This window comes from Galbibacter orientalis DSM 19592, assembly GCF_000260115.1.
In the GTDB taxonomy this organism is placed as follows: Bacteria; Bacteroidota; Bacteroidia; order Flavobacteriales; family Flavobacteriaceae; genus Galbibacter; species Galbibacter orientalis.
In genome coordinates this window covers 1,270,250-1,286,072 of sequence record NZ_JH651379.1, presented here as the reverse complement: position 1 = coordinate 1,286,072, position 15,823 = coordinate 1,270,250, and the positions used below count along the sequence as shown (strand labels likewise).

The following is a 15,823-nucleotide window of genomic DNA, read 5'->3' as shown; positions in this document are numbered from 1 at the left end:
ATTTATAATGATTTAATTATTTATAATAATCGCCCCCTCTGATGTTTCCATGCTTAGGGATTGTAGATTCTGTATTGGTATCTTCCTGTATAAAATCCAATCCTTTTTCAAGAATACTTTTAACACTTTGATAATTGATGCGTTCATAATCTAAAGCTCGTTTACAAGCATTATCAAGACGTTCATTCCCAACTTTTTTAGCTAGCCCTAATACACCAGCACAAGATTTATAGGATTGTTCAGGATGTTGTCTTTTTCCTAATAATAAAGTGATGAAAGTTTTACAATGGCCTCCAATACCTTCAGCCCAATTTAAAAAGGTGTCAGGATTCCAATCAGCTACATAACGATGTGTTGAAGGCATATGCTCGCTATCGGTAGTGTAACCATGACGTTTTAAGCCTCTTTTATGAACAGCAATCCGTTTTTGCTTATAGTAAATTTCAACGGTGTCTTTTGTATAAATGATGCGAACCTTCTTTCCTATATAACGATAAGGAACGCTGTAATAATGCTTATCTTTATTAATGTGGATATGAGAGGTCTTATATACTGTTCCCATTAGGTAGGCACGTAGTTGATATTTATCTGTAGGCAATGGCAATAATTCTTCTTGCTCCAAAGATGTAAATAAATCTAACCTAGAACAGTCCCTTGCTTGAAAGTTAATTTTATTATGCTTCCCCGTGAGTTCTAATACAGCTTCATTTAAAGCACTTAAGGTATAATAATCATTCCCATTTAATGGAGCAAAAACTCTTGTGTAGATAATCTTTACAGCATTTTCTACTAGTGCCTTATCTCTTGGACGATAGGTTCTTGTTGGAAGTATCGTGGTATCATAATGAGTTGCCATAGCCAATAAACTCTCATTAAGGATAGGCTCATACTTGCTACTTTTTGTAACAGCTGACTTTAAGTTATCAGTTACTATTGCTCTAGGAACGCCTCCGAAAAAATGTAATGCACCTACTATGCACCCAATAAAATCCTCTCGTTTTTGTGAACGACAAGCTTCTACATAGGTATAGCCGCTTGCTCCTAGTACAGCAATAAATACTTCCATTTCTTTTAGTAAACCAGTAGCGGGATCTATGATAGCTAATTTCTTTCCTGTGAAGTCCACAAACATTTTATCCCCAGCCTTATGGTTAAATCGCATGACTGGATTTTGAGTACGAGACCAAACTCTATACAAATGACAAAATCTAGAATAAGAGATAAATACCTTTTTATTTTGATAATAGTCCTCCCAGATCATGTAACGAGTAACTCCAACCTTTTTAAGGCGTTTGCTTACCTCTGGGTATAACTTAAAAACATACTCATGACGAGTCGTTATGTGGGTCTCATCAATATGCAATAATATACGTAAATCTTCAAAACCAAGCTTATCAACCTCTTCACTTGTAAGCTTGCTCTTTAGTAATAATTCGATGTATTTGCGAACAGTATTCCTGGATATACCAAGTTGTTTACTGATGCTCCGCTTACTAACTCCTTGAGTATGTAAACGATATAGTTGTTTGATTTTTCGCATGTCTAAATGTATGTTTGCCATGGTTATTTTTCTTGATTATAACCATACAAGTTATTTAATACATGCTCTTTCTAGAGGTGGGTCAATTTAGACAGGAATACCCGGGTCACTTTAAATAGGATTCAGTGGGTCACTTTCGCAGGATTACATGGGTCAGTTTGGCAAGAATTTCCACGAAAAGCGACCAACATTTGCTGAATACAATGAAAACTCTGGAAACTTTATTATATACAACGATGAAGAGCTCTACCGATTTGATGAAAACAGTACTGAAAAACCCGAGCCTTATGCAGAATTAAAACTTAAAAATGAAAAAGATTTAACAAGTCTAGAAATTTTCCCTAATAATGTAACAATAACAGGGTTAAATGAAGTTGTTGGAGTTGATAAAAGTGGAAAAGTTATATTTCATAACCAATACAAGCAACCTGGAGAAACAGGTCGTGTACTAAAAAATATAGGGCTAGGACTTGCAAATATTGGCTTTGCTGTTGCTGGTGCAACTTCTACTACAAATACTTACTACAGAGATTCTGAAGGAAATATAGTAAGTAGAAGTTCTACTTCGGCAGTTTTTGGTGATAAAGCTAAAGCAATTGGCGATGCAGGCTATATAGCTACCGCTGCAGCAATGCTTTTTGCTAAGGAAAGACACAATGCCCTACAAGAAACAAACAAATATGCTATTCTTTTTGCTAAAGGAGAAAATGGTGAACGCTTATTAATAAAAGTAGATAAAGAAACAGGAGAAGAACTAGATAAAATAACTGTTGATAATCTAAGACCAATTTACGATGTAGATTATGCTACCGATGATATTTATTATAGTGTAAAAAATCAGGTTAAAGTTTTTAAATCAGAATAGACACTATCGATTTAAATACAATGTACTTATAAGGTAAAAGAGGAGTTTAAAAACTCCTCTTTCTTTATTCTATTCACAATACACAACATCTTCAATAAAACTGCGTAAGCTTGCCGTATTGTTTTTATAATAGTTCTTATCTATCAACTCATTTACTTTAGAACAAGAACCTGTAAACTTTTTTAACTCATTTTTAAACCCCATCAAAAATTTATACGAACGGTTAGAATAACCTACCTCTTCATCTTTTATAAAGAAAACAACCTCATCGTCTAGAAATGCATACATAGAAAGCTCTTCTGTTTCAAATTCTTTTCGTACCAAATATTTTTCTGGCGACTTAGCCCGAGGGTTGTTTTTGTATGAAATAAATTCCTTCTGAACATATATGTTGTTCTCATCAAAAACTAATTCTTTTAAATCTGCTGCATTAAATATATTTAGCTTTAAATTTCCGTTCTCATCGGGTAAATATACCTTTGCTTCTGCTCCTACCATTGCAAGATCTTGATAATTCATATTTGCGATTAATGTATCGTTCTCAACGGTAACCAAATATGCAAAACTACTTACTTCTTCAACTTCTACCTCATTAAATTTCTCATCTATTGGAACTACCATTCTTCTACTATCTACCATATTTGCGGCTAGTATTTTATCTAAATCACTGGCGGTATTTATTAACTCTTCTGCATCTGTATCGCTATACTTAAGTGGAAAAATCATTTCAGCATATTTTATGGCTTGACTAGGGATGTCCATATAGTATGATAGAATAGCGCAATTATATAAACAAGCAAATTTTACCTTTCGCTCTCTTCTAGAATCTCCTTCTATTTGATTAGCCATTTGTTCAAACGCTTCAACTATTGGAGATAATGCTTCTCTAGTTTCTTCAATTGGAGCTTCATGGTTTATTCCACTCATTATCGCTTTTACCTTGCTAAATTCTGTTTTCTGAGGCTCTGTAAGCGGATTATTTCTTGAATCTAATATCCATAAATAAGCATTCGTTTTATAGGGTCTATATCCAAAAGCCGAGTTTATTATATCATCTATTCTATAACTAACATACTCCACAAAATTATAAAGTATTTCTTCTTTTATCTCCTCTTTATTTACATCGTAATGTGCGTAAGCCTCTTGTTTACTGTTAAAATAATCTGAAGCGTATTTCTCCACTCTGTCTAGGTTATTTTCCATTTTAAGTTCAAACGGATTTTCAACCATATACCCTCCTCTTACTTTGTAACTAAACAAATAACGGTATACATAATATGACCGCACAACATTCCCATCATCGTCTTTTACCTCTATAAGCTTACTGTCAATAGAAAACGATTGGGGATCGATTAAAAAACTCGATAAATTTAACTTTACATGTACTTTAGGTGCTACTTCTTCTCTTCTAAATCCTTGTATTTGGATATCGTTAGAAATAGCTGTTTCAGAAATTAAATTCCCTACGGTTTCGTCTATTGTACTTGAAACATTATAAGTTCGCTCGTTCTCATTTAAAATAGGATGAGAAGGTAATTTCACATAAGCAACAGAGAAATACTCCTTGTCGATATCCGCAGCCTGCGACCATGAAAACCATGGAAGAATCAATACTATTAAAATTAGTATACGCAACATAATATAACCCGTTGTGCATTTAGAAAAAGTTGTGCAAACTGCTAAAATGCAGTAAATTGTAGTAACCACACTATAATTTATATGCACAACTTTCAAGCAAATTACGACAAAATCCTCAAGGTTTTAAAAGAATTGGATTGTAAAATGGATTATTTACATCAAATCCGTAAACCTAAATTAAGAGATAAAGAGCTTATAGCTATTGATTTAACATCAGAATATATGAGTGTTGATAGTGAATGCCAGCTTTTTCGAATGTTACCTGCTGGTCTATCCAGCAAAATAGAGCGCAGTGTCTACAATAGAAGAAAGCGTAAGTTGTTTTCTTTTAGAGAATCACTTCGCAAGGCATTAGTGAGAAAGTTGAATAAATCTGAGCATTGTTATATTGTTGACAGTATGCCGTTAGAGGTCTGTAAATTATCAAGAAGCGCTAGAAGTAAGATATGTAAAGAACAAAACTACAGTCTGCCCGAAAAAGGATATTGTGCAAGTCAATCAAGCCATTATTATGGATATAAATTACATGCTGTCTGTTCTGCTCAGGGTGTTATCGAAAGTATGGATATTAGTCCAGCCTCTGTGCACGATATTAATTATTTAAAGGATATAAAGCATCAATTAAGTGATTGCATATTACTTGGTGATAAAGGGTATTTGTCGGCTGAATATCAATTGAATTTATTTGAATATCATAATATTAGACTTGAAACCCCTATGAGAACAAACCAGCATAACTATAGGGAGCAGCCGTACGTTTTTAAGAAATCCAGAAAGCGTATTGAAACATTGTTTTCTCAACTTTGCGACCAATTTATGATTCGAAGGAATTATGCTAAATCTTTTGAGGGATTCAAAAACAGAATATTATCTAAGATTACGGCTATGACGGTCATTCAATATATAAACATATTTGAATTCAACAGAAATATCAATAACCTAAAAATCAATATTGCCTAAATGCACAACGGGTTAATATATTATTTAGGTAGTTAATTTTGCCACTTTAGGCTTTCCATAATCTTTCTAATATCTTCTTCTAAGTATTTAGCGGCTGGAAGTACCGAGTCGTAATTAGGTTTGGTGTTAAAATATAATGACCCTGTTAGAAAGTGAGAAGTGCTATCGGTTACATAAAATTGAGAAGCCGAAGCCGCATTGCCTGTTACCAAATAAAACATTCCATAAACCTTATTATCTGGATTTACAAATGGCTGTTCTTGGATATTATCGGCCTTAGCTACATGCTCATAAGTAAGTTTTTGAGCATCTCGTAATAATTTGTCCAAATTGTTCTTAACGGGCTTATACGTAATATAGATACTCGCATTCATTTGCGGATAATCAACCGTCATGGAACAATTGTTAGAGGTCTTTACCGTTGTTTCTTTATTCACTTGAAAAATATAAGGACATACTCTCTCTACTGAAATATAAGAAGCAGTAGGATATTCCAAACGAAGCATTCCATTAGGTTTTGGAACTGGATCATTTCCACATGAATATAAAACTACGCTTAAAATAAATATGTTTATAAAGATTGCTTTTTTCAATGAAGTGTAACTTTTATTTGTTTGATTCGCTTTTTATCTAACGCTTCAATTTTAAAGGTAATATTATTGAAAACAATATTTTCTCCTTTTTTTGGGAAGCTTCCCGCTATTTCCAAAACAAATCCTGCTATGGTTTCAGATTCTCCTTTATTGTCTTCAAAAATACTTTCATCTTCAATATCAATAACTCTATAAAAGTCTTTTAATGCTGTTTTTCCTTCAAAGACAAAGTTTTTTTCATCTAATTTAGAATAAACAAGATCTTCATCATCAAATTCATCACTAATATCTCCTACAATTTCTTCAATAATATCTTCTAAAGTTACCAATCCCGAAGTCCCTCCATATTCATCCACAACAATAGCTAAATGCTTTTTCATCTCTTGGAACTCCTTCAATAAATCGTCTAATTTTTTATTTTCAGGAACAAAATAAGGCTCTCTTTTTAAAGAAGCCCAATCAAAATTCTTTTTATCTAGATATGGCAATAAATCTTTTACATATAAAACTCCAGTTACATTGTCCATATTATCTTTAAAAACTGGAATTCTAGAATAGCCATTCTTAATAATCTCATCCACAATTTCCTGAAACTTCATCTCTTCATTTAATGCAAAAACATCTATTCGAGGCTGCATTACTTGTCGTGTATCCGTATTTCCGAAAGAAACAATTCCTTGTAAGATTTTCTGTTCTTCTATTGTTGTATCTTCCTCCGAGGTAAGTTCTAATGCATGAGAAAGTTGATCTATTGAAATATTGGTACGCTGTTTTCCTAATTTATCTTGTAAAAAGATGGTTATGGAGCGCATTGGCATACTTAAAGGATAGAAAAGTGTATCTAAAACATTCAAGGGATATGCCATAAAATAAGCAAATTTGAGCTTGTTTCTATTTGCATATACTTTTGGAAGAATTTCTCCAAAGAGCAAAATTAGAAAAGTAGCAACAACTACTTCCACAATAAAACGCACTTCTATAATTCCTAAAATTCTTCCCTCTAAGCCTCCGAAGAAAAAATTTCCGAGAGAACTAAACAATAATACAATGGCAATATTTATAAAATTATTGGCAACCAAAATAGTTGCTAATAACTTTTTTGGTTTGTCTAGTAGCTTTACAATTATGTTTCCTACGGTAGTTTTTTTGTCTTGGACGTCGTTAACATCTGTTTGAGAAAGTGAAAAAAAGGCTACTTCTGCTCCAGAAATAAGAGCAGAACAAGCAAGTAATACAACTAAAACTATCAATTTAATAATTGAAGTTGTGTCAATAAATAATAAAATTGAAAATAAACTCGAGGGCTCTGGGTCCAAAGGTTTTTGTTTTGATTAAACTTGGTTAAAATGGTAAATCGTCATCTGCATCTGGAGATAATGGCGATTGTTCCGATGCTTGATGATGCTGCTGAGGCGATTCTGTATTTTGGTTATTGCTACTTTGATTTTGACTAGGCGAAGAAGCATTTTGCTGAGCCCCTCCTGCACTTTCTCCTTTATTAGATAAGAAAGTAAAATCTGTTGCCTGTACCTCTGTGGTATATCTCATATTTCCATCTTCTCCCTGCCACTGTCTTGTTTTTAAGCGTCCTTCAATATAAACTTTATCACCTTTGCTTAAATATTTCTCACAAACTTCGGCAGCTTTATTACGTACTACAACAGTATGCCATTCGGTATTAGAAACACGCTCTCCTGTTTGTCTGTTTGTATACGTTTCATTGGTTGCTAGCGGGAAACGTCCAATACAATTGCCTCCTTCAAAATAATTCATTTTCACGTCGTCTCCTAAGTGACCAATCAGCATTACTTTATTTAACGTTCCACTCATAATATTATTTCTTAAAATCTATTTCGTTAATTTATAAATGTATTAAAAATTACTAAATTTTCATTGCAAAAAAATGGTAATTTACAAGATGTCCTTCAAATTGCAACTTCAACTTTAAAAGTATTTGTTTGCAATTAAAACGCACTAACTATTAAATCCAAACTCTTCAACAAAATTTGCAATTAGCACAGGTACAGGATAATCTCTTACATTATCTACAGAAATCCCGTTTTTTAATTCGCTCTGCAAAGTTACAATCCAAAACTGAGTATATATATGTTGATGTGATAATTTATGAACTTTAGACTCCTCATTATACAAATTCACATCAAAAGTGTAGCCTTTTGTGTGTTTTAAAAAGTCTTCGTGCTTTATTAAATCGTCTATTTTTATTGCTGAAGAAGTTTCAATCAAAGGGAATTCATATAAATTAAGCCATATATCCTTCTTTGTTCGCTGTTGAAGGACTGTTTTTTTATCATCCGTAATAATTAAATAATTAAAATATCTCTTTTTAACCTTCGTCTTTTTTAATTTAACAGGAAGTAAAGAAATTTCGTTCTTATTAAAAGCAACACATTTAGACTGAAGCTCACAAATACTACAATCTGGAGATTGAGGTTTACATTGCTTTGCTCCAAACTCCATTAATGCTTGGTTGTAAGTGCCTGGGTCTTGAGTATCTATTAATTCTTCTGCCAAAGATTTAAAATATTTAACCCCTTCGGTACTATTAATTGGTAGATCTATCCCATAAAATCTAGCTAGAACCCTATATACATTCCCGTCTACAACAGGCGTTATTTCATTATAACAAATAGAGGCAATAGCACTAGCCGTATAATCTCCCACTCCCTTTAGTTGTTTTAAATCCTTATAGTTATCAGGAAAGTTTCCATCAAATTCGAAAGCAACTTTTTTAGCTGTTGTATGTAAGTTTCTAGCTCTAGAATAGTAGCCAAGTCCTTGCCACAATTTCAAAACTTCTTCTTCCGAAGCCTGTGCAAGATCAAAAACTGTAGGATACTTTTCGGTAAACTTTAGGTAATAAGGGAGTCCTTGTTCCACTCTAGTCTGCTGAAGCATGATTTCAGAAAGCCATATATTGTACGGATTTTTGGTTGTTCTCCATGGTAAAATCCTTTTATTTTTATCATACCAATGCATGATAACGCCTTTAAAATCCATATGTTTCTTTATCGTGTACAAAAATAATAGCTTTATTTAGTTAAATTTTAATTATTTACAGTTTATTTATTGGGTAATTAATTTATATATTTGCATCCCCTAAATTTATAACACTGTAAACAAATATAAAAAAATGACTAAAGCAGACATTGTAGCTAAGATTTCAGAGAAACTTGGCATGGAAAAGGGAGATGTACAGGCAACTGTTGAATCCTTTATGGAAGAGGTGAAAAACTCATTAGAAAGCGGTGATAATGTTTACCTAAGAGGTTTTGGTAGTTTCATTATCAAAACTAGAGCAGAAAAAACAGGAAGAAACATTTCTAAAAACACAACTATTAAGATTCCTGCTCACAATATCCCAGCTTTCAAACCCGCAAAAGTATTTGTAGAGGGTGTTAAAACTAGCGTAGAAGTAAAATAAGTATTAATATAAAAAATTAAAGTCGATGCCAAGCGGTAAAAAAAGAAAAAGACATAAGGTAGCTACGCATAAGCGTAAGAAAAGAAGAAGAGCTAACCGTCACAAGAAAAAGTAGTTAGATAACTACTTTTTCTTTTTTATGTGATTGTATACTCATTATACAAACGTTCATTGAAAAAGAAATTTAATCTTAGCAAGAACGCTAGGGTAAATTTCGTTGGGTTTATTCAAAAAAACCTGTAGTAAAAATTTATTTCATTTTTTTTAGATGAAACAAATTTTATTGTTTAATCCATCAGTTTTGCAATTTTAATTCCTATTAAGGGTATAATACTAAGCAATTTTGTTTATTTATAATACTTTTCCGCGGAAAGCGTCGGAAAATTAAACCCTCTGTGAGGGAATTAAAATATCAAAACAGATAAAAATTCATTCAGAGTGAATAAAGAATTAATTGTAAGATCTAGTTCCTCTGACGTTGATTTTGCCATATTAAAGGATGGAAAACTTGTTGAATTACACAAGGAAGAAGAAAGTAGCGACTTTTCCGTGGGTGACATTATGCTTGCAAAAGTAAGAAAACCAGTTACTGGTTTAAATGCAGCTTTTGTAAATGTAGGATACGAAAAAGATGCATTTTTGCATTACCACGATTTAGGCCCACAATTGAGCTCCTTGTTGAAATTCATAAAACGTGTAAGCACAGGTAAATTAAAAGATTTCTCTTTAAAAGACTTCCCATTTGAAAAAGATATAGACAAGAATGGCGTAATAAACAACGTTTTAAAAGCCAATCAATCTATACTAGTACAAATTGTAAAAGAGCCTATTTCTACAAAAGGACCCCGAATTAGTTCTGAGCTATCTATAGCCGGAAGGTATTTGGTATTGGTTCCTTTTTCTGATCGAGTTTCTGTTTCTCAAAAAATAGAAAGTAAAGAAGAAAAAGATCGTTTAAAAAGGCTTGTACAAAGCATCCGCCCAAAAGGGTTTGGAGTGATTGTGCGAACAGTGGCAGAAGGCAAAAAAGTCGCCGAACTAGACAAAGATTTAAACAACCTGTTAGCAAAATGGACAGCGTTGTGCAAAAAAATTTATAAGGCAAATTATCCATCTAAAGTTTTAAGTGAAATGAATCGGGCAGCCTCTATTTTAAGAGATGTATTTAACGATGATTTTACTGGAATTTATGTAGATGACGAAACGCTTTATTTTCAAATTAAAGATTACTTGCATGAAATTGCACCAGAGAAAGAATCTATTGTAAAATTGTATGAATCAAATATTCCTATTTATGAAAAATATGGAGTTGAGAGACAAATAAAAACTTCTTTTGGACGAACCGTATCCTCCAGTAAAGGGGCGTATTTGGTTATAGAACACACCGAAGCATTACATGTTATAGATGTAAATAGCGGAAATCGTTCTAACAAAGCAAAGTCTCAAGAAGACACCGCCTTAGAGGTTAATCTAATTGCTGCTTCTGAAGTAGCACGCCAATTAAGATTACGAGATATGGGAGGCATTATTGTTGTTGATTTTATAGATATGGCAAATGCCGACAATCGAAGACAACTATTCGACCATTTAAGAGAAGAAATGCGAGACGATAGAGCCAAACACAAAATCCTACCTCCAAGTAAGTTTGGCCTCATACAAATTACAAGACAACGCGTAAGACCAGAAATGAATATTAAAACCCGTGAGGAAAACCCGAACGGAAATGGTGGTGAAATTGAAGCCCCAATTGTTTTAATAAACAAAATTACTTTCGATCTAGAACGCATCATGCAAAGCAAGAACAGTAAAAATGGAATTGTACTTAATACACACCCATTTATTGCTGCATATTTAACAAAAGGATTTCCATCCGTACGTTCTAAATGGTTTTTAGAACATAAAAAATGGGTCAAGATTTTACCAAGAGATGCTTACACATATCTAGAATACCGCTTTAAAGACAAAGACGGTAATAATTTAAAATTTTAAAATATTTTTCTAAAACCACGCCATTCAAATAACTATTTGTAAGCGTGGTTTTTTTTATTTACTCCACTAAAATTCAGGCTGTTAAGTTGATGTTTAATAAAATAAATTCCCTCGAAACAAGCCTACGAGGTATTCAATGGAGAATAATGTAATCCATTTCGATGTAGAGCTCTTCTGTAAACTCTGGACAAGCTTTGGGAAATAAAACCCTCAATGAGAGATTTAACTTTTGTTGATTCTTAAATTAACATGTGTTAATATTATTCTATAAACTATTAAATAACTTGCTCTTACTAACAAAATTAAATTTAGTTATGAGTCAGGTAAAAGCATATGCGGCATTGTCAAACGATGCAGATTTAATTCCCCATAAAATAGAACGTAGAAATACAAAAGAGAATGACGTAAAAATTGAAATAGATTTTTGCGGGGTTTGCCATAGTGATATCCACCAAGTACGAAACGATTGGAAAAACTCAAAATATCCTGTAGTTCCTGGTCACGAAATTATTGGTAGAGTTACAGAAATTGGATCTAAAGTAACAAAATTTAAAGTAGGAGATTTAGTAGGAGTAGGCTGCTTGGTTGATTCTTGCAAAGAGTGTAACTCTTGTAAAGAAGACCTAGAACAATATTGCGAAAATGGAGCAATACTAACTTACAATGGAAAAGATAAAGATTTGGGCGGGCATACCTTTGGAGGTTATTCTGAACAAGTAACTGTTAGAGAAGATTTTGTATTGAAAGTACCAGAAAATATAGATACAAAAGCTGCTGCACCACTTCTTTGTGCTGGAATTACAACATGGTCACCACTACGAGAATGGAATGTTAAAAAAGGAGACAAAGTTGGCGTTATTGGTTTAGGAGGACTTGGCCATATGGGAATAAAATTTGCTCATGCTTTAGGCGCCGAAGTTATTATGATTACCACTTCTCCAGAAAAAGCAACTGATGCAAAATCTTTGGGGGCTGATGATGTATTAATCTCTAAAGACAACACCCAAATGCAAGAGCATACAGCTAGTTTTGACTTTTTATTAAATACTATCCCTGTTGGCCATGATATTAATCCATACCTAGGGCTATTAAAAAGAGATGGAACTATGGTATTAGTTGGTGCCATTGAGCCAATAGATCCTGTTCATGGTGGTGCATTAGTAATGGGCAGAAAACGTGTAGCTGGCTCAATGATTGGTGGTATTAAAGAAACCCAAGAGATGTTAGATTTTTGCGGAGCGCATAATATTGTTTCTGATGTTGAGATGATAGACATCCAAAATATCAATACAGCTTTTGATAGGGTAGTAAAATCGGATGTAAAATACCGATTTGTTATTGATATGAAAAGCCTGAAAGAGGTATAAACAATTACCTATAAACAACTAGCCTTTCTCAAACAGAGAAAGGCTATATATATTCTTAAATATTTACATTTATAATCCTTCTATAATGTCATATCCTAAAAAACTTCATATAACCAATTCACTTTATAAATACGAAACGTATCCTCATTATTGTTAGGCACACATATACGTATATCTAAATCAGCATGACGACCTATTGGAGGAAGTCCTTTAAATCCTGTTTCATTCTCAACTCTATTACGGTCTTTCTTTATTTGCTTTTCTTCTATTTTGTATAAATCTTCCATACTATATATTAAATTATCAATATCATTTTTATTTAATTTATCATATAGCTTTATCCCTTCTTTATTTTGGAACCTATCTGTAAGAGTTTCAAATGAGTTTCCGTATGCATGTATTCTTGCTTCGTACACAAAGTAAATAGTATCATTTTGGATATCCACAGAATTCCCTATAGAATCCTTATTAAAGTATATGTAGACTATTTTTTTTTGAACTTTTTCTCCTCCCTTATATAAGGTATAAAACTCTTTGTCTTGAGAAAAAGATATAGTCGCACAAAAAAAAGATAAAATAGAAAAAAATAAGGTTTTCATTTTATTTGCAATTTGAAATTCCATTAAAAAAGTTATTTTTTAGATTTAAAAGCACTCTGTTTTGTTCTGAAGGAGATAAATTAGACCATGCATCAGATTCTTTTCTATCCTCTAAGATTCTTAAGCCTGCCCATGCAATATCAACATATATCTGCCTTGACAATCTATTATTATCAAATTGTTGCACTATATCTGCAATTGTATTTCTATAATGTTGTGCCATTAAATTATGATTCCATGTAGGCTTGTATCTTTTCCAATAATAATCATATAATCCAGGAAAGTTATCAGCCAATGAATTTATATAATTTATTCTGTCCTGAGTTGAATACTCTCCTTGATTCAAATCTCCTTTTTTTGCAGCACTTAACATTTTCCTGTATATTTCTGCATGAATTATCTCATGTGTAATCGCTACAACACTTCCTAGGTCAGATATTTTTGAAAGTTGTGTATTACTCATCTCAATTGTAATATTATAATTAGCAGGCTTTTTTGTTATTCCATAATTACCACTTGGAAGTGAATTATTAATATTAAAAGTCAAATGGCTTACAGGAAAATCGCCATCAAACTTTTGTATGGCATTTTTAAACTTATTACTTGTTATATTTAGTTTATCATACACACACTTGGCTTTACCTGTAAGGTTTGCGGTGATTTTATAATTATCTGTACTAGATGTACTACTTCCTCCTCTATTTCCCCCATGTTGAACTAAACCTAAAGGTAGCTTTCCAGTGCAGTAAAGTCACTTTTGGCTACCTTTAAGTCATATTAAATCTTGAAATATTAAAATTATGAAAAAAAAGTCATACGCTCATTGAAAAAGCGTGTCATTCTGTACCTGAGTTTACAGATTTATATCGCAAACTAGAACGCTCTGTAACGTTATCAGGAAAAAGCCAAAGCACGCTTACCAATTATGCACGTTGTTTAGCACACATCACCTTGCATTTTAACTGTAGTCCACTAGATTTGGATGAGGAACAAATTTTAGATTATCTCCATGTTTTAAAATCTAAAAACAAAACACCATCAGAGAGTTTTTTTAAACATACGGTTTACGGATTAAGGTATCTGTATCGTATCTATGAGTTACAGAAGATGCGCGTGGTACTTCCAGCCATTAAGCGTCCAAACAGACTTCCCGTAGTATTAAGCTGTCAAGAGGTAAAACGTCTTCTTAAAACGCCAAAACTACTCAAACACCGATTGGTACTGGCTATGCTATACGGGTGTGGACTACGTTGCTTCGAACTTCGTAACCTTCAGTTAAAGGATCTGGATTTCGATCGAAAGATGCTACATATCCGTCAGGGTAAGGGTAACAAGGATCGTTACGTTCCTTTATCTGATCTGCAAATTCGAGGTCTTAAAACCTATATCTCAGCCGAACATCCTCGTATCTGGTGCTTTAACGGCAATCATTCAGAAGGTACACCTGTGCCGTTATCTACCCGGGGTATACAGTGGATTATACGCGAAGCCCGTAAACATAGTGGCATTAAAAAACAGGTGACTACACATAGTTTTCGGCATAGTTATGCTACCCATTTACTGGAAATGGGATTGGATATTATTAGTATAAAGGAGTTGTTGGGGCATGCCGATATCCAAACCACGCTGGTTTACCTTCATGTGGCGCAATTAGGTAGGCAAAAGCCTTTTAGTCCGTTAGATCGGTTATATAGCGAATAGCTATGCGTTGTGCTACCTACGAAGTAGCTCAGGTGTTAGAACGCAATCAAGACCATTTACAGGCCTATTGCTATACCAGTTGGCAACATCGGACTTTACATGCCATCCGAAAATGTAGAACCCTAGCTTTGGGTGGTCACATAGACCGTTGTAATAATCCAGATTGTAACACCTTACACTTAAGCTATAACAGTTGCAGAAATCGTCATTGTCCCAAGTGCCAGGGACATCAAAAAGAACAGTGGATACGGGCTCGCGAAGCTGAACTGTTACCCGTGCCTTACTTTCATGTGGTATTCACACTGCCACAGGAACTTAACCGCTTGTGCCTTTATATGCCTAAACCACTTTATAACATCCTTTTTAAAGTGGCCTGGCAGGTGATTCATGACTTTGGGAACAATCCTAAATTTTTAGGCGCTCGATCGGGAATGATTGCAGTACTGCATACCTGGGGACAAAATTTATCGTTGCATCCGCATCTGCATTGTATTGTTCCTGGAGGCGGATTAACACCTTCAGGACGATGGAAACCAGTAAAACACAGAGGAAAATACCTGTTCCCTGTAAAAGCCATGAGTAAGGTGTTCAGAGCACGCTTTGTGTCACAATTACGAAAAGAGCCTAATCTGGAGATGTTATCAGGTTTTTATAATAGCCTATTTAAAAAGCCCTGGGTAGTGTATTGTAAGCGTCCCTTTTTAGGTCCCGAACAAGTAATAGAATACTTAGGGCGCTACACCCATAAAATAGCCATTAGTAACCATCGCATACAGGATGTCGGGAATGGTTCTGTGACCTTTTCGATGAAAGATTACCGGCATGGCGGCAAACGCTCTTCAATGTGCTTACCAGATGCCGAGTTCATCAGACGTTTTGCTTTACACATACTGCCCAAAGGTTTTGTCCGTATCAGACATTATGGTATGCTGAGCTCTTATCATAAAAGGCAAAATTTAGCTGAATTAAAGAAAACGCTTGATCCTGTAAGGTTAAAAGAAAAACCACCGTTATTACACAATATATGCCCTAAATGCCGACAAGGACACTTAATAACCATTACAACATTTACAGCTCGAGGTCCGCCAAAATACTGGATAGATCAGTTACATACCCCTCAATAAAATAA

General features: G+C 33.8%; 15 protein-coding genes. 7 read left to right on the top strand and 8 right to left on the bottom strand.

Going from position 1 to position 15,823, the window contains the following annotated elements; all coding sequences use genetic code 11:
• Positions 1-16 precede the first annotated feature (16 nt).
• On the bottom strand, positions 17-1,561 hold the full coding sequence (istA, locus tag JOOMADRAFT_RS05750; RefSeq protein ID WP_008610833.1) for an IS21 family transposase: 1,545 nt from the start codon (positions 1,559-1,561) through the stop codon (positions 17-19).
• 127 nt (positions 1,562-1,688) lie between these two features.
• Between istA and JOOMADRAFT_RS05745 the strand changes: the two genes are divergently transcribed.
• Positions 1,689-2,405: a hypothetical protein gene (locus JOOMADRAFT_RS05745; RefSeq protein ID WP_008611926.1), complete on the top strand. Its 717-nt coding sequence runs from the start codon at positions 1,689-1,691 to the stop codon at positions 2,403-2,405.
• 69 nt (positions 2,406-2,474) lie between these two features.
• Here the strand turns inward: JOOMADRAFT_RS05745 and JOOMADRAFT_RS05740 are convergent, their stop codons facing one another.
• Positions 2,475-4,043 (bottom strand): hypothetical protein, encoded by a 1,569-nt coding sequence (locus JOOMADRAFT_RS05740; RefSeq protein WP_008611925.1) that lies wholly within the window; start codon positions 4,041-4,043, stop codon positions 2,475-2,477.
• Between the two features lie 81 nt (positions 4,044-4,124).
• Here JOOMADRAFT_RS05740 and JOOMADRAFT_RS05735 point away from each other — a divergent pair, with 81 nt between their 5' ends.
• On the top strand, positions 4,125-5,003 hold the full coding sequence (locus tag JOOMADRAFT_RS05735; protein WP_008610872.1) for an IS982 family transposase: 879 nt from the start codon (positions 4,125-4,127) through the stop codon (positions 5,001-5,003).
• Between the two features lie 32 nt (positions 5,004-5,035).
• Here the strand turns inward: JOOMADRAFT_RS05735 and gldD are convergent, their stop codons facing one another.
• The 4 genes from gldD to mutY form a co-directional block, all read right to left on the bottom strand.
• A complete protein-coding gene (gene gldD / locus JOOMADRAFT_RS05730; RefSeq protein ID WP_008611924.1) occupies positions 5,036-5,596 on the bottom strand; it encodes a gliding motility lipoprotein GldD in 561 nt (186 codons plus the stop codon).
• Positions 5,593-6,912, bottom strand: a complete 1,320-nt coding sequence (locus JOOMADRAFT_RS05725; RefSeq protein ID WP_008611922.1) for a gliding motility-associated protein GldE — start codon at positions 6,910-6,912, stop codon at positions 5,593-5,595. The genes gldD and JOOMADRAFT_RS05725 overlap by 4 nt, the downstream gene beginning before the upstream one ends.
• A gap of 25 nt (positions 6,913-6,937) precedes the next feature.
• Complete coding sequence (locus JOOMADRAFT_RS05720; RefSeq protein ID WP_008611921.1) at positions 6,938-7,426, bottom strand: single-stranded DNA-binding protein; 489 nt, start codon at positions 7,424-7,426, stop codon at positions 6,938-6,940.
• A gap of 144 nt (positions 7,427-7,570) precedes the next feature.
• Positions 7,571-8,614 carry an A/G-specific adenine glycosylase gene (gene mutY, locus JOOMADRAFT_RS05715; protein WP_008611920.1) on the bottom strand — a complete coding sequence of 348 codons (1,044 nt, stop codon included), beginning with the start codon at positions 8,612-8,614 and terminating at the stop codon, positions 7,571-7,573.
• Between the two features lie 103 nt (positions 8,615-8,717).
• Between mutY and JOOMADRAFT_RS05710 the strand changes: the two genes are divergently transcribed.
• The 3 genes from JOOMADRAFT_RS05710 (at position 8,718) to JOOMADRAFT_RS05700 (ending at position 12,394) form a co-directional block, all read left to right on the top strand.
• Positions 8,718-9,038: an HU family DNA-binding protein gene (locus tag JOOMADRAFT_RS05710; protein ID WP_280985323.1), complete on the top strand. Its 321-nt coding sequence runs from the start codon at positions 8,718-8,720 to the stop codon at positions 9,036-9,038.
• Between the two features lie 438 nt (positions 9,039-9,476).
• The gene (locus JOOMADRAFT_RS05705; RefSeq protein ID WP_008611917.1) at positions 9,477-11,027 is read left to right on the top strand and encodes an Rne/Rng family ribonuclease; all 1,551 of its coding nucleotides are present in this window, start codon (positions 9,477-9,479) and stop codon (positions 11,025-11,027) included.
• Between the two features lie 314 nt (positions 11,028-11,341).
• Entirely contained in the window at positions 11,342-12,394 is a 1,053-nt protein-coding gene (locus JOOMADRAFT_RS05700) for an NAD(P)-dependent alcohol dehydrogenase (RefSeq protein ID WP_040879554.1), read from the top strand.
• Between the two features lie 95 nt (positions 12,395-12,489).
• Here the strand turns inward: JOOMADRAFT_RS05700 and JOOMADRAFT_RS05695 are convergent, their stop codons facing one another.
• Positions 12,490-13,017 carry a hypothetical protein gene (locus tag JOOMADRAFT_RS05695; protein WP_008611915.1) on the bottom strand — a complete coding sequence of 176 codons (528 nt, stop codon included), beginning with the start codon at positions 13,015-13,017 and terminating at the stop codon, positions 12,490-12,492.
• Positions 12,995-13,621 (bottom strand): hypothetical protein, encoded by a 627-nt coding sequence (locus tag JOOMADRAFT_RS05690; protein ID WP_008611914.1) that lies wholly within the window; start codon positions 13,619-13,621, stop codon positions 12,995-12,997. The genes JOOMADRAFT_RS05695 and JOOMADRAFT_RS05690 overlap by 23 nt, the downstream gene beginning before the upstream one ends.
• A gap of 194 nt (positions 13,622-13,815) precedes the next feature.
• Between JOOMADRAFT_RS05690 and JOOMADRAFT_RS05685 the strand changes: the two genes are divergently transcribed.
• Both JOOMADRAFT_RS05685 and JOOMADRAFT_RS05680 read left to right on the top strand, forming a co-directional pair.
• Positions 13,816-14,694 (top strand): tyrosine-type recombinase/integrase, encoded by an 879-nt coding sequence (locus JOOMADRAFT_RS05685; protein WP_394359000.1) that lies wholly within the window; start codon positions 13,816-13,818, stop codon positions 14,692-14,694.
• A 2-nt stretch (positions 14,695-14,696) separates the two neighbouring features.
• Entirely contained in the window at positions 14,697-15,818 is a 1,122-nt protein-coding gene (locus JOOMADRAFT_RS05680) for an IS91 family transposase (protein WP_008611912.1), read from the top strand.
• Positions 15,819-15,823: the final 5 nt, after the last annotated feature.

Bases quoted from the DNA above. Each gene is read 5' to 3' on its own strand.
- istA (WP_008610833.1), bottom strand. From the start codon at position 1,561: ATGGCAAACATACATTTAGACATGCGAAAAATCAAACAACTATATCGT.
- JOOMADRAFT_RS05745 (WP_008611926.1), top strand. From the start codon at position 1,689: ATGGGTCAGTTTGGCAAGAATTTCCACGAAAAGCGACCAACATTTGCT.
- JOOMADRAFT_RS05740 (WP_008611925.1), bottom strand. From the start codon at position 4,043: ATGTTGCGTATACTAATTTTAATAGTATTGATTCTTCCATGGTTTTCA.
- JOOMADRAFT_RS05735 (WP_008610872.1), top strand. From the start codon at position 4,125: ATGCACAACTTTCAAGCAAATTACGACAAAATCCTCAAGGTTTTAAAA.
- JOOMADRAFT_RS05720 (WP_008611921.1), bottom strand. From the start codon at position 7,426: ATGAGTGGAACGTTAAATAAAGTAATGCTGATTGGTCACTTAGGAGAC.
- mutY (WP_008611920.1), bottom strand. From the start codon at position 8,614: ATGGATTTTAAAGGCGTTATCATGCATTGGTATGATAAAAATAAAAGG.
- JOOMADRAFT_RS05700 (WP_040879554.1), top strand. From the start codon at position 11,342: ATGAGTCAGGTAAAAGCATATGCGGCATTGTCAAACGATGCAGATTTA.
- JOOMADRAFT_RS05695 (WP_008611915.1), bottom strand. From the start codon at position 13,017: ATGGAATTTCAAATTGCAAATAAAATGAAAACCTTATTTTTTTCTATT.
- JOOMADRAFT_RS05680 (WP_008611912.1), top strand. From the start codon at position 14,697: ATGCGTTGTGCTACCTACGAAGTAGCTCAGGTGTTAGAACGCAATCAA.